General features: G+C 47.8%; 10 protein-coding genes. 4 read left to right on the top strand and 6 right to left on the bottom strand.

Annotated features, from left to right (window positions below):
• Positions 1 to 11 precede the first annotated feature (11 nt).
• Positions 12 to 1,760: a carbamoyltransferase family protein gene (locus NO360_RS03320; RefSeq protein ID WP_256306000.1), complete on the bottom strand. Its 1,749-nt coding sequence runs from the start codon at positions 1,758 to 1,760 to the stop codon at positions 12 to 14.
• Between the two features lie 208 nt (positions 1,761 to 1,968).
• Between NO360_RS03320 and NO360_RS03315 the strand changes: the two genes are divergently transcribed.
• Positions 1,969 to 2,994: a glycosyltransferase family protein gene (locus NO360_RS03315; protein WP_256305998.1), complete on the top strand. Its 1,026-nt coding sequence runs from the start codon at positions 1,969 to 1,971 to the stop codon at positions 2,992 to 2,994.
• Between the two features lie 25 nt (positions 2,995 to 3,019).
• Positions 3,020 to 3,520 (top strand): acyltransferase, encoded by a 501-nt coding sequence (locus NO360_RS18845; RefSeq protein ID WP_345780174.1) that lies wholly within the window; start codon positions 3,020 to 3,022, stop codon positions 3,518 to 3,520.
• Here NO360_RS18845 and NO360_RS03300 read toward each other — a convergent pair whose 3' ends face one another.
• The 4 genes from NO360_RS03300 to NO360_RS03285 form a co-directional block, all read right to left on the bottom strand.
• Positions 3,521 to 4,507, bottom strand: a complete 987-nt coding sequence (locus NO360_RS03300) for a Gfo/Idh/MocA family protein (RefSeq protein WP_256305996.1) — start codon at positions 4,505 to 4,507, stop codon at positions 3,521 to 3,523.
• Positions 4,504 to 5,601: a DegT/DnrJ/EryC1/StrS family aminotransferase gene (locus NO360_RS03295; RefSeq protein ID WP_256305995.1), complete on the bottom strand. Its 1,098-nt coding sequence runs from the start codon at positions 5,599 to 5,601 to the stop codon at positions 4,504 to 4,506. The genes NO360_RS03300 and NO360_RS03295 overlap by 4 nt, the downstream gene beginning before the upstream one ends.
• 130 nt (positions 5,602 to 5,731) lie before the next feature.
• The gene (locus NO360_RS03290; RefSeq protein WP_256305994.1) at positions 5,732 to 6,841 is read right to left on the bottom strand and encodes a glycosyltransferase family 4 protein; all 1,110 of its coding nucleotides are present in this window, start codon (positions 6,839 to 6,841) and stop codon (positions 5,732 to 5,734) included.
• Positions 6,842 to 6,908: 67 nt separating this feature from the next.
• A complete protein-coding gene (locus NO360_RS03285) occupies positions 6,909 to 8,105 on the bottom strand; it encodes a glycosyltransferase family 4 protein (RefSeq protein ID WP_256305992.1) in 1,197 nt (398 codons plus the stop codon).
• A gap of 245 nt (positions 8,106 to 8,350) precedes the next feature.
• On the opposite strand from NO360_RS03285, the gene NO360_RS03280 reads away from it, so the two are divergent.
• Positions 8,351 to 9,802 carry a hypothetical protein gene (locus NO360_RS03280; RefSeq protein ID WP_256305991.1) on the top strand — a complete coding sequence of 484 codons (1,452 nt, stop codon included), beginning with the start codon at positions 8,351 to 8,353 and terminating at the stop codon, positions 9,800 to 9,802.
• Between the two features lies 1 nt (position 9,803).
• Complete coding sequence (locus NO360_RS03275) at positions 9,804 to 11,144, top strand: DUF4910 domain-containing protein (protein ID WP_256305990.1); 1,341 nt, start codon at positions 9,804 to 9,806, stop codon at positions 11,142 to 11,144.
• On the opposite strand, the gene NO360_RS03270 is transcribed toward NO360_RS03275, so the two are convergent.
• A complete protein-coding gene (locus tag NO360_RS03270; protein ID WP_256305988.1) occupies positions 11,132 to 12,547 on the bottom strand; it encodes a sulfatase-like hydrolase/transferase in 1,416 nt (471 codons plus the stop codon). The genes NO360_RS03275 and NO360_RS03270 overlap by 13 nt on opposite strands.
• Between the last annotated feature and the right edge of the window lie 78 nt (positions 12,548 to 12,625).

Below are 12,625 nucleotides of genomic sequence, written 5' to 3'. Positions count from 1 at the left end.
CGGCGATCGCTTCAGTGCTTCCGCACGACAGCGTCGTTCAGTACCAATACGTCCAGACCCATCCCGTAGAAATCTTTGATCGCTTCAGTCGGCGTTCGAACGACCGGCTCGCCGTGATCGTTGAACGAGGTGTTCAGTACCACTGGGACGCCGGTACGTTGTTCGAACTCCTCGATGAGACGGTAGTATCGCGGGTTTTGATCCTCGTTGACCGTTTGCGGACGGGTCGTGTCGTCTCCGGGGTGGAGCACGGCCGTGATCTCGTCGGTCCTTTCGGATCGTACCTCGAAGGTCTTGATCATAAACGGGGACGGCTCACCGTTATGGAGGTATTCCTCGGCTGCCTCTTCGAGCATCGATGGGGCGAAGGGCCGCCACTCCTCGCGGTGCTTTACGTACCGGTTCACCCGGTCGCGAGAGGCTTCGGTCCGGGGATCAGCGAGGATGCTTCGATTCCCAAGTGCCCGCGGTCCCATCTCCATCCGGCCTTGGTACCAGCCGATGAGCTGGCCGTCTGCAATGTCCTCCGCGATGGTTGCTTCGAGGTTTTCGGGCACCTCATAATCGATCTTGTTCTTTTCGAGGACACGCGTTATCTCGTCCATCTCGAAAGACGATCCCCAGTAGACGTCCGACATCGCTTCGACATCGTCGGGCTGCTGACCGATCATTCCGGCACCAACTGCGAGTCCGCCGTCGTGGGCGACAGGCTGGATGAAAAGTTCCTCAACGGAGTCCAGTTCCATTACCCGCTTGTTCATCTTGCAGTTCAGAGCGACGCCGCCAGAGAGCCCGACGTTTCCGGAGCCGATCGAGGCGTATCGACGGACGATTCCGACGACGATCTCCTCGAGTAGCTTCTGTGTAATGAACGCTAGGTCCTTCTGCCACTGGTCGAAGGACCCCTTCGTCTCGTTCCGAGGTCTGTTGAACAGGCGTTCGAGGCGCTGGACACCGGCTTCGATACCACCTGTTGTTAAATCGGTCACGTCGTACTCGGACGTTACCTCGATCACATCTCGGAGCTTTGATTCGATCTCTTCGTTATTGCTTCCATAGGGGGCAAGTCCCATAATTTTCCCCTCACCGTTGAACGCTCGATACCCGAGATATTCGGTGACGATCCCATAGAAGTGACCGAGACTGTTCGGATGTGCGTAGGTTTTGATCCGTTCGAGCCCGGATTTGTCGCCCCGCCAGACGACGGTCGAGTCGTACTCGCCGCGCCCGTCAATCGTCAGTACGAGCGCTTCTGTGAAATCAGCCGGATGGAACGCACTCGCGGCGTGGCATCGGTGGTGTTCGACGGTTTCGATTGGGGGGCATTCGTCATCGAATTCTCGTTCTAGTCGGTGCCGAACGATTTCATTTAGTGCTCCTCGTTTCGCGAGTCGATACGTATTGAGGTTCTTCGCAAGCAGATATGGTCCGCTTTCGCTTTCAGGATCATCTCCTTGGGATTCGCCGAGTAAAGCAGGATTCCGGAGGATTTCGGAAACGTTGTTGTAGAGAAGTTTCGTCACAAGTTCGGGTCGATACGGAAGGCGGACTTGGTCAATGTCGGAAAGCGTGATATTCGCATACGAAAGGCATTCCCGGATAGCGCGTAGCGGAAACTCGTTGACGGCATGTTTGTTCCGGGAGAGACGCTCTTCTTCGATTCCAAAGACCAGCTTACCGTCTTTGAAGAGTACAGCACTGGGATCGTGCTCCCCAAACCCGCGAGTGGTCGGCTTGAAGGAGAGGAGGTACTCAGACATACGTCTCCGTTCAGCCATATTTGATAAATACATTTTGATAGCTTCTGAGTGGTAACGAAAGAGAATTCAGCCCGGCGAAAATAGGACAAATATGCTTATCCACGCAGTGATCAATTCTGGTGCGATAATCATTTCCTCATTCAATCCACTTTACACTTATATGAGACGATGACTGGGTGGATAACACAACACCGAACGGAGACGATCTATGAGTGATAAAGAAATAACAGTACTCTGGCTTCGGCCGTCTACCGGCGAGAATGTGAGTGTTCGGCGTGAACGTATCGCCGAACATCTCGAAAAGAAAAACGTTCAGGTTACAATATGCGATACGAGTGGATTGGACGCTTTTGGGGCGATTTCCGAAGTGTTATCGACTGAGTATGATGTTATTATTGGGAATGTGCGTATTGGTCTCTATCTCGGATATGCCCTCTCCATCGCCCTACGAAAACCTCTAATAGGTGATGTGAGCGACTCTATCGAGGATTTGAATCATCTCCCAGCCCCAGTCTACGGGAGTATTCGAGCGTTTGAGTGGTGGGTCTTGGCACGATCTCAGACGTGTTTCTTCGTCGAGGCGGACTCGTACGAAACCGCCAAAGATCGAGGACTCCATCCGATTCTTGCGAGGAACGCTGTGGATTACGACCGATTCCGCTACCCGTCCTCGAAATCGAAAGACCAGGCACACAAAGCCCTCAAGGAAGGAGGTGTCGCTCTCGACAACCCGATCGCGATCTATATTGGGAGTATGGTTCCCCATTATTATCTTTCCGAGATCGGTGATGCTGCTGAGCGAACCCCGGGGTGGGAATTCGTCTTTATCGGTAAAGACCGAGGTGCAGGAATCCAAGAAATTGTCTCTGAGCGCGAAAACGCACACTTTCTTGGGTCCTTCGAGTATGACCTCATCCCTGGGTTTCTGTATCACGGTTCCGCTGGGTTATGCTTAGCAGACAGGGAACAACCGCTCAAAATTATGGAGTACGGTGCTGCAGGGCTTCCGACGCTTGGATACAATGGCAAACTTCGAAAGAACTTCTCCGATGATGAACTCGTTTTCGTGGATGCAGATCCAGCGGAAATTTCCGATGTGCTTCGGAGGCTTTCATCAGACAATAAACTAGCCAGTATGTACGGTGAGAATCTTCAACAAAAAGCGAAAGAACACAGTTGGAAAGCAGTGGCTGAGCAGTACTACGAACAGATCGTCAAAGCAACAGAACATTAATTACGGCTGTGGTCATCTTGTCTCCGTGTCAGATTTTACAATCGTCGAAAATACGGCGGTGGGAAGCGGTACTGAAATAGGCCACTTTACAGTTATTCACGACTCTGTGATCGGTGAGAACTGCAGGATATGGCGGTTTGACAACCTCTATGGCGTCAGTATAGGGGATGACTGTATGATTGGATCATTAGTCGAGATACAGGAAGACGTGCAAATTGGAGATCGTTGTCGGGTCCAATCACATTCCTTCGTATGCTCATTTGTGACATTAGCAGATGACGTGTTTGTGAGTCACGGGGCAAAATTCGTTAACGACCTCTACCCCCCGAGTGGGAACAAGGATGAGTGGGAAGAAACGAGAGTTCAAAACGGTGCAGCTATCGGAACTAACGCGACTATTCTCCCCGTAGAGATCGGAGAGAACGCCCTTGTCGGAGCAGGCGCAGTAGTGACCGAAGATGTGCCAGAGAATGCTATTGTCGCGGGCAATCCAGCCGAGATTGTCGGCTACGTCGACGAAGAGTAGTTAATCCAGTGAAACCACTCGATCGTCTGCTGAAGACGCTTCACAATATTCGAGAAGTTCTACCGTCTCTGCACCCACTTCCCCGGGTGCTCGAAGCTGATCTTCAGTCCGGCACGCTTCGATAAACTCAGAAACTTCCACTTTTAACGGCTCTCTGTTATTTGTTTCATAGACTTGATGACCTTCACTCGTCGCTCGCAGATTTCCGCCTTCTCGTCTTATTCGGCTATCGTACAGTTCGACGACGGTATCCTCGAGATAATCGATATACGCCGTCTTTTCGGAGCCGACGACAGTGAGGTCCCGTCGCTTGCCGTGGACAGGAATCTGCCAGGACTCGTTGATTACGCTCGTCGCGTTGCCGTATTCCAAAACGATTGTCGCTGTTTCGTCGACGTCATCGCGAACGAAACTATCGAGATTGCAGTACAGCGATTGGGGAGTCTCCTCTAAGAGATAGTTTGAGATATCGACATCGTGGACCCCAAGCGAGTACAGCGCGCCTGCAGTCGCACGCGGGACGCGGAACGAGAAGCGGTTCGTGTTGAGATATTTTATCCTACCGAGTTCGCCCCGTTCGATCCGTCGTTTCAGGTCACTCAACGCGGGGTGATATCTGAAGATGTGTCCGACTCCTAGTACCTGACCGGTCTTGTCCGCTGTTTCGACCATATCCCAGGCATCGTTGCTGTCGAGTGTCAAGGGCTTCTCCACGAGGCAGTTGACGCCGTGTTCGAGAAGATAAGTCGAGATCTCGTGGTGGGTCGGAGACGGAGTCGCGACCGTGGTCGCGTCGACGCCGAGCGAAGGGAGATCGGTGTAATCCGTCGTGTACTCGACATCGTACGAAGCGGCGAGTTCCTCTACGCGGTCTCGGTCCACGTCACAGAGAACGACGTCGTTTATTTTGTCTTCCTCGGCGAGTTCGGCCGCGACGCGAGCGTGATTCGATCCCCAGTATCCTGTTCCGATGACACCGTACTTCATTCGTAGTACTCCGCGATCAGGTCACACACGTACTCGACCTCTTCTTCGGACAGACGCGGGTGCATCGGAAGCGAAACGATACTATCACAGAGTTCCTCAGCACGTTCCACTGTCGTCTCCCCCACGCGATCGACCACTGCGGGGTGCTCGTGCGCTGGCGTTGGATAATGAATCCCAGTGTCTACGTCGTTGTCGGCGAGGTACTCCCGAAAACCGTCTCGGTCAGGGACCTGCACGACGTAGAGGTGATAGACGTGGCTGTTTTCGTCATCGACTTCCGGAGTCCTCACTGTATCGATATTTCCGAGCCGCTCGTCGTAGTGTCGTGCCGCACGACGCCGTCCCTCGTTCCACTCTTCGATGTGCTGTAACTGTTCTTTCCCTACTGCTGCGAGCATCTCACTCATACGATGGTTCAGGCCGAGATGCCGGTGTACACCGTCGTCGTCGCGCCCGTGATTACGTAACGCCCGAGCGCGCTCGGCGAGCTCGGCGTCGTCAGTCACGAGCATCCCGCCGTCCCCCGCGACGGTCATATTCTTCGAGGGGTAGAAGCTGAACGCCCCGACATCGGCGATACTTCCCGCAGACCGTCCGTTCCGTTCCGCGAAGTGAGCCTGACACGCGTCCGCGACGATACCCAGGTCGTACTCGTCGGCGATTTCGGTCACGCGATCCATCTCGACCATCTGCCCGTAGAGATGGACCGGAATCACCGCTGTCGGATTCTCGGCGGTGTCTACCTTCGCTTCGAGATCGTCTGTATCCATCGTGTACGTATCCCGGAGAACATCGACGAAGATGGGATTCGCGCCCAGTTCCAGCACCGGGCTAACCGACGCGAAGTAGGTGTGTCCGGGGACGAAGACGTCGTCGCCCTCGCCGATCCCGAGTGACTGTAGACCGAGCAGAATCGCAGACGTCCCGCTGTTGACACCGACGGCATAGTCGGTTCCGCACTGTTCGGCGAACGACGTCTCAAACGATTCGACTACCGGGCCTTTGACGTATCGTCCGCTTTCCAAGACGGCTTCGACCTCTTGGATCATCTCGTCGTCCATATAGATGTCCGTGAACGGGACCTCCTCTACCATATGCTCGGCTTCTGATCCTCTGTGTAAGTAGATTGCGATGGAACGACAGGCAGCTTATCTCCCTCAGCGGGAGGAGAACACAGTAATACCCAAGTATCCTATTTGGAATCACTTAGACTCTCTAATCAAATCAAGTGAGATCCCTATACAACTCCAAGAGCTGTTCCGCTTCGACTTCCCAACAGTACTCATTTCTCACTTTTTGTGCCCCCCGTTTACCCATCTTGTTTTGAAGTTCCGGGTTAGTGAGGATTTCTTCAGCGGCGTCGGCCTGATCGTCTCGATCATTGGCCACTGTTCGCCCACAATCATCTGGCAGATACTTTTGGGTCCCAGTTGTCCTTGTAGCCAAAACGGGAATCTCTGCGAGCATATATTCAAACATTTTCGTTGGGATGATGTATTCTGCACGCCCACTGTAAAGCAAGCAGAGACCGAGATCAGCAGCTCTGAGATACCGGAATATCTCATCCGGATCAACGTACCCAAACGTTTTCACGTGGTCTTTGATTCTCTTTTCTGTCGTGATTCGCTCGATTTCTTCGCGGGCTTTTATGTCTATTCTTCCGAGAAGCCACAAGTCGACATCGATGTTCCTCCGCCGAAGTTCTGCAGTTAGATATAGCATATCCTCTAGTCCTCTCTCTGTAGAGAGTCCGCCGACGTACACCATCGAATACTCGTGATCGTGGTCGATTGTGGCGGTTTCATCACCCACCATCGAGACCCGTGGGAAGTTTCTCACGAGTGCTACGTTCTCGTGGCCTCGCGCTCGAAAGTCGTCTGCGATCCAGTCAGTCGCAGCTATAACGCCATCTAGTCGTTTTGCTATTGTGGACTGAATAGGGGGATAAACTCTGCTGATTACTGGATTAAATGGTACAGAGTCGTAATATTTGAATGCACGTCCGTAATCCTCGTGGCAATCATATATCACTTTTTTGTCCTCTAGTGAGAGCAGTAGCCCCGCCGGGAGGAGTCCCGGATCGTGGAGATGATAGATATCTGCGTCCGTCCGTTTTGCTTCAGCATATATTTTCAAAATGTGCTTAACATCGGCGCTGTTGACGTCGCTTTCGTCGACAGCTTTAATGGTTACACCAGACCGCTCCTGATCTGAACTATGAGGAGTAATGAGAGTAACATCATAGCCCCCATCTATGAGACTCCGTGCTTGTTTGTGGAATATTCTGGTGTCGAATGTAGAGTGTGAAGACGTTAGAATCGCTACTTGAGTCATACTCGTTTATTGATTGACGGTCCCTTGAATTGATAACCCCCGAGTAACTGACTAAGACTGGATCCTGTCATTGGATTCGTTCATAGAGAGAAACTAACTGTTCTCCTTCGTGCTGGAAATTATATTTGTCTTCTACTGCTTGTCGTCCATTTTCCCCCAATTCTCGGCACCGTTCAGGATCCCGATACAATTCGACGAGTGCATTGGCAAGCTCAGAAACACTCTCTGAGTCAACAACCACGCCACTCTCGGTCTCTTCAACAACTGTTCTCATTGATTTAAGATCACTAACGATAACAGGAACCCCCATATACATACTCTGGAAGAGTTTATTCGGAAGCGTACACTCCGAATCAATATTATCACCGATCCACGGACAGAGCGAGACATCACTTTCATTTAAATAAGAAAATACTTGATCAAATTCGACCCATCCGGTGAACTCCACATTATCACTGATTCCGAGGTCAGCACAGCGGTTTTTCAGTTGTGAGACGTACGTGTCACTCCCATCACCGACCATCAATAACGCCGCATCAGTTACAATCTCCAAAAGCTCCGAGAACGCCTCAACAACCGTCATTAGGCCACGCTGAGGACTGAATCCGCCGACATAACTCACGACGAATTCATCTCTGGTACGTTCATCGATTACAATATCGTTAAGCCGATCGAGATCCGGGACATTGCGGACTACAGAGGTATCGATATCGCTTATACGATTGTGCTCACGATAGTATGATTGTTGTTCGGGGGACTCGTGCAGAAGTGCATCGACATTTTCAACACAGCGGCGTTCGTATCGGTGCAGTCGCCAAACCGGCTTAAATAGTCGATAGGGCCGAATTCGTTGCAACCACGTATCCGACTGCCTCCAGGCTGCTACTGAATCTGGATAAATCTCGTGGAAATCAACCACCACTGGGACATCTATATTTCGTGCAGTGAGGAGACCCGTCCGCGTCATCGGCAGGTCATGGATGTGAAGCACGTCAAACTCTGAAATGTATTTACGCACTAATTGACACCAGTGTGGTGCAACGAAACTCGCGTGATACGTGAGCTCACCGATCTCGGCGAGGGGGCTTTGAGGAGTCGGAACCCGAATTACGTTGATCCCGTCAATCGTCTCTGTGCTAGTTCTATTTGGCTCGTCAGTACAAAAAAGGGTTAGTTTATGCCCGTGGTTGACGAGAAATTTTGCCTCCCGACGGACACGGATATCCGGCGGAAACGTTGATCGAAGAATCATCCCAATATGCATTTGTGTTCTTGGTCAATTGGATAGTTAATACGCTCTTCGGAGTGTCTTCAGGATTTGACTTATCCGGTGGTTCAAAAATAGATTTTGTCAACTTGTGAGTACAGAAAGATTGGGTTAATTTCCTTTCTCTGTGATTGTTTACCTACTTACGCCCGCTATTGAGACCACAGTCTACTATCAGATAGCAACTTTGAATTAGACCCATATAGTAAGACAACTAAGGCTACTTTTGAAAAGAGATATTTATGATGGATTATGAAGAGATTCACGGTGAATTTCTACAGTTAGAAGACGAATTAGACTTATTTTCAGTAAATATAAACGATGTATATATATGGGAGCGGATAAGAATTATAGTATATAAAGAATTTCTGAGAGAGAAAGGAATAATTGAAGATACACGATCACAAACTTTTTTCCTGTCTGAATATAAAACATCATATAAATATGCTAGGTTTTTATATGAGTTTGTATCTGATTTGCTTATTAAAAATCCATATCTAACCACATCTTCTTATGAACTCTGCTTTTTTGGTCACTCAAGACGAAAGAAAAGAGAAGACAACTACTGGTGGGACATCTATTCGGATCCGATCATTGAAGATCTTGAAAGAGATTATATTTATTTCGAGAAGCCGTATCAAGGGGTACATAGAACACCTACTCGAACGAATAATATTAAATATCTAGATCTGATTAGGGATATCGGAATAATTAGTTCTAAAATTAGCTCTGGAGTATCTTTATCTCCTATAGAGTGCGATAAAATACAACAAATAACAGATAAATTCAGTTCGAAATTAGAGATACAAATAGATCTTAGCAATATTATAAAAGGATATTTAGATCGGAGGCAGGTTTCGAGGCCGATGTATATTCGATTACTTAAGCAGATCAATCCCAAAATTTCTATTGTTGTTGCTGCGTCCTATAATACCGTCTTTGTTGAAGCTTGCAAGGAGTTAGATATCCCAGTAGTTGAACTTCAACACGGTGGTTCCCACCACAGGAACCCCAAATATGTCTTCCCAGAAGATGTCAGTCTGGATGTGCAGCCTGACTATCATTTCCTCTTCGGCAAGTTTTGGAAAGACACCGTTGATTATCACTTAGATGATGAGGACGTGTATACTGTGGGTTTTCCCTATCTAGAGGAGGAATACGAAAAATATTCTAATCTCGATAAAAAGAAGCAAGTAATCTTCATCTCTCAGCCACCGGTCGGAAGCAAACTTTCGAAACTTGCATCTAAAATCGGAGAGAGAAATCCGGAGTATAATATCGTCTATAAACTCCATCCCAAGGAAAACAATATTTGGAAGAGAGAATATCCTTGGCTAATAGAAGCACCGGTGACAGTGATCGACGACGATTCTACGCCCCTCTACAAACATTTAGCTGAGTCAGCAATACAGGTAGGATGTAATTCAACAGTTATCTACGAAGGATTAATTTTTGACTTAGAGACGTATTTACTTGATTCAGATGGAACGGCTAGTATGCGAATGAAAGAATTAATTGATAATAGCTCTGTGTCAACCATTTCGTCTATTGATGAATTAAGTCAAAAAGTATCACAACACACTATGAATGCTAAAGGTACTATTGATACAGATTACTTTTTCAACCCGAATGCCGTCCAAAATATTGAAGCGGCACTTGAGGATGTAATCAAACAAGAAAATAATATAAACTAATATGTATATCGAGAATGAGTCAGAGTGGCTGAGTAGACTTTTTGATGATCTCTGGCCAGTGACGAGAAGTATAACTGGCCCGGGCCTACGAAAGAGCCTCAAGATCTTTCGAGAGGAAATACCGCTCGAAATTGAAGGGGTACCATCGGGTACAGACGTTTTCGATTGGGAAATACCCCCTGAATGGCACATCTATGAGGGACGTCTTACCGGCCCAGACCGAAATATCTACGCTGATTTTGATGAAACGAACCTTGCTGTAGTAAATTATTCTAAAGCAGTTAATGGGTCTTTTTCACTTGACGAATTAAAACCGCACCTGTATACTGACCCGAGTGTACCTGATGCAACACCCTATGTCACCAGTTACTATGAACGAACGTGGGGATTTTGTCTTCCACACCAAGTCTACGAAGAGTTACCTGAAGGTGAATACTATGCCCACATTGATAGCGAATTCGTGGATGGAGAATTAAATTTTGGACATACCGTTTTGCCGGGTGAATCAGACGAAGAAGTACTACTCAGTTCCTATCTCTGTCACCCATCACTTGCGAATAACGAACTAAGTGGGCCATTAGTTCTTGCAGCACTATACCATCGTCTCTCCGAGTGGGAGAATAGACAGTTCACGTATCGTTTCGTTCTTTGTCCCGAAACGATTGGTAGCATCGCTTATTTGTCTGAATACGGCGATCATCTAAAAGACGCACTCGTCGGCGGTCTTGTTCTGACCTGTCTTGGTGGACCTAGTGAGAGCCTTAGTTACAAGACTAGTCGTCGAGAAAATGCTCTTATTGACAAAACAGTTCAAAATTTAAAAGAACAAAGTGACAAAGGATTCAAAATTCGTCAATTTACACCAACAGGTGGATCCGACGAAAGGCAGTACTGCTCGCCCGGATTTAACCTCCCTGTGGGGCAGATAGCAAGAACGGTTTACGGTCAATATGACGGTTACCACAATTCAAACGATGATAAAGAATTTATGGGAATTGATTCTCTTATTCAGAGTGTTGATCTAATTGAAAATCTACTACAATCTTTTGAATACGCTGGCTATTATGAGAATCAAAAGCCATACGGAGAGCCTATGCTTGGGAAACGTGATCTCTATCCAAATATAAATAGTCCCCAACAATGGGAAAGGGCGAATTCAGTGGTGAATGAACAAGAATTCTTAAATCGGATTCTGACTGTTCTCAACTATAGCGACGGAGAACACGCTATGGTAGAGATCGCGGATGATTACGGCTGTCCTATGGATGAGATGATACCCGTCGTTGAGACCCTTTTAGACCACAACCTACTACAAAGGGTATTGACGAGCTATGACAAATAGCCCAAGTGTTTGAGCCTATCTTCCGTTCGCTCATCATACATAATCTGATCCCCGTCTGGGTAATTAATTGGTGAATCTAGGATATTTTGTCCCTGCTCAATCAATTCATCAGCGATCGTAGAATCTCCTCTAATAACATCACAACTTCCATCTACGAATTGAACTTTGGCATCCCCCTTAAATAAGACCAAGTCACGTTGGATTTCATTTGGTTCTGCTCCTTGTGAAGGCCTATTAACGTATACCCGCTTGGTCTTTTCATAGATCTCGTTTGGCTTATGCACGACTTCAGAAACGGCTACTTGATCTGATTCCGTTTTGAGAAGTGATGGTCCATTGAACTCTCCCCCATCTCCAAGCAAAACTTCAGCAGTGGTTCTAGGAAGTTGTCGGAGACTTACTGTATGACTGATTCTTCGATTTTCTTCTTCAGGGGAAAATAGAACGACCGGAATATGCAGCCTTTCATCGGAGTACGCAGAATTGGTATCGTACCATCCGTGGTCTGCACATACAGCAACGAAGATGTCATTGTCTATTAGATCCTTCACTAAAGAGGTGAATTTGCGGTCAAGATCCCAGATAGCTGCTTTGTATAGATTGTACATCTTGGCCGGGTCATAGGATTTCTCACCACGTAATTTATCTCGACGAGGGACAACTCCCAACGGAATTTCGGACCGATCTGTATCTGAGAAGAACTTATTGAGGGCTTCATCGCTTACATCAAAGGGGCCATGAAGATCCATAAAGTTCGCTACAACAAATGAATCGTCTTTATGCGAGGAGAGCTGATCTAAAATCATCTCACCCATAGTATCGGCATACTGGAAATCTCTCTCATCTCCCCACTCTTTGGGCTTGATGTTTTTTTCTCCGAATCTATATTTTAGCCCATTCACAACTGATTTAAAAGGCTTCCCGTCGTCGCGGAGGAAATCAACAAACCGTTTCAGTCTCGGATCACTGTTGTATTTTTTTGAGTAATCCTTTGGATCACTCGCATTTTGGAAATGCATATAAGTCCGACCAATATCATTCACGTAATCGAATCCCCTTTCTAAGCCTTGGAATAAAAAGTGATTTACAGAAATAAGGCTCGTTCTGTGTGTTTCGCTTAAAAAGTCAGCTATAGTTGGAATATCAGAATTAAAAAACGGATATGCTTCGTACATCCCAGTCGTAGAGGGTAGCTCTCCAGTAAAGAATGAAGCATGTGAAGAGGGACTAAATGGACCTGGTGCGTATGCCTCAGAAAAAATCACACCCTCGTCTTCTGCAAGTGTTTGAAATCTTGGCATAGAATCCGGCCCATCACTTGCAAAAGGAGTCGAATTGTATGAGAGAGAATCAAGTATCAGCCAGACACCGTTTGAAGGCCGCATAGAGTTGTTTTTTCCCATAGTCTGTGGACCTTTGGGGACGATAAAAAGTCTACTGCTATCTTTGAAACGACCAGATATCAATATAGAAGAGCAAGA

Origin of the sequence: Halobellus litoreus (assembly GCF_024464595.1) — an archaeon.
Taxonomy (GTDB): domain Archaea; phylum Halobacteriota; class Halobacteria; order Halobacteriales; family Haloferacaceae; genus Haloquadratum; species Haloquadratum litoreum.
This window is presented reverse-complemented; position numbering and strand designations above follow the sequence as displayed.